This is a genomic window from Nonomuraea sp. NPDC003709, assembly GCF_040610775.1.
GTDB classification, from domain to species: Bacteria; Actinomycetota; Actinomycetes; order Streptosporangiales; family Streptosporangiaceae; genus Nonomuraea; species Nonomuraea angiospora_A.
This window is the reverse complement of record NZ_JBEXMW010000089.1, coordinates 1-1,640: the sequence shown is the minus strand read 5'-3', so window position 1 is coordinate 1,640 and position 1,640 is coordinate 1. Positions and strand designations below refer to the sequence as shown.

The 1,640-nt window shown below is 68.4% G+C and carries 2 protein-coding genes; both read right to left on the bottom strand.

From position 1 onward, the window contains the following. Positions 1-590: substrate-binding domain-containing protein (locus ABZX61_RS65805; protein ID WP_355213253.1), on the bottom strand; the 590-nt coding region annotated here is incomplete at its 3' end. Further along, complete coding sequence (locus ABZX61_RS65800) at positions 577-1,527, bottom strand: ABC transporter permease (RefSeq protein ID WP_355213251.1); 951 nt, start codon at positions 1,525-1,527, stop codon at positions 577-579. The genes ABZX61_RS65805 and ABZX61_RS65800, both read right to left, overlap by 14 nt. Positions 1,528-1,640: the final 113 nt, after the last annotated feature.

Here is a 1,640-nt window from a genome sequence, read left to right as displayed (position 1 = left end):
ATGAACGTCACCGGGCAGTCCGTCTGCACGCCCCGGTCGAACACGATGACGGGCACCTTCCCGCAGGCGGCCGTCACGGCGGGGGTGAGCGTGGCTGTGGTGTTCGGCGAGACGATCAGCGCGTCGCAGCCCTTGGCCTGCAGTTCGGCGATGTCGGAGATCTGCTTGTCGTCCTTGCCCTCCGCGTCGAGGGCGGTGAACTTGGTGATCTCCTTGTGCAGGCCGGCCTCGGCCTGCATCGTCTTCCAGCCGACCTGGCGCCAGGGGTTGTTGACAGCGGCGTTGGAGAAGCACAGGTGGTACGGCCCGTCCTTCTTGTACTTCGCCGTGTCCGTCATCTTTGGTGCGATGGCCTGCTCCCACGGCTTGTCGGAGGGACCCTCCGGGGTCTGGGTGCGCATGGCCAGCTGGGCGTCGAAGTCCGCCTGCACGAAGAACTTCGACTGCGCGCCCGTGCCCGAGCCCTGGGCACTCTGACTGGCGCTCGGGGCGGAAGCGGCGGGTTGAGTCGTGGCCGTCGGCTTGTCTGTGGTGCAGCCGGCGAGGGCGAGAACGGCGAACACGGCGACTGCGGCCTTATGACGCGGCATGTGCGTCTCCTCTTCGGGGGGTGAACTTCCGGGGAAGTCGGATGGCTCCCGCCGCGACCGCGGCGATGATGATGACGCCCTGCACGGTGAACTCCAGCGCTCCCGAGATTCCGTACAGGTTGAGCAGCGTGAACAGGGCCTCCAGCGTGAAGGCCCCGGCCATGGCGGCGAGCACGGAGCCGCGGCCGCCGCCGAGCGCCACGCCGCCGAGGACGACCGCGGTGATGGCGGAGAACTCCAGCCCCTGACCCACCTGCGCCGATACTCCGGCGAAGCCGCCGAGCAGGATCGCCGCGACGGCGGCGGCCAGACCGGAGAGCATGAAGGCGAAGATCTTGGCCCGGTCGACCCGGACTCCGGACAGCGACGCGGCGCGCTCGTTGTCGCCGGTGGCCATCAGCGTTTTGCCAAAGTCGGCGCGCATGAGCCAGATCGCCGCCGCCCCCATGGCCAGCAGGATCAGCACCGACCACGGCACCGGTCCGAGACTGCCGCGGCCGAAGGTCCTGAAGCCCTCAGAGAGGGCGCCGCGCGGTGCGCCGCCGGTCCACAGGAACACCGCTCCGGACAGGATGAGCAGCATGCCGAGCGTCACGATGAACGACGGCACCCGCAATTTGGTGGTGACCACGCCGTTGACCAGCCCGACGAGCAACCCGATGACGATCAGCAGGGCGATGACCGGCCAGGTCGCCGGTTCCTCGCCGTCGATGAGCCGCGCGGCGATCACCACTTCGGCCGTCACCAGCGAGCCGACCGACAGGTCGAACTCGCCGGAGACGATGACGAAATACTGTCCCGCGGCGAGGATCACCAGCGGCGCGGCCCGTTTGAGGAACGCCAGGAACCCGGCGGGCTCCAGGAAATGGGGGTTGGCGACCGCGATGGCGGCCAGCAGCACCACGAGGACCGCGAGGATGGGAAGTGCCCGCTTCATGCCGACCGTCCCTTGATACGCCGGGCGTAGGCGGCCACCGCGATGACGATGACCACGCCGCGGACCACGTCCTTGACGAAGGAGTTGATTTCGAGCTGGTTGAAGATGCTGTC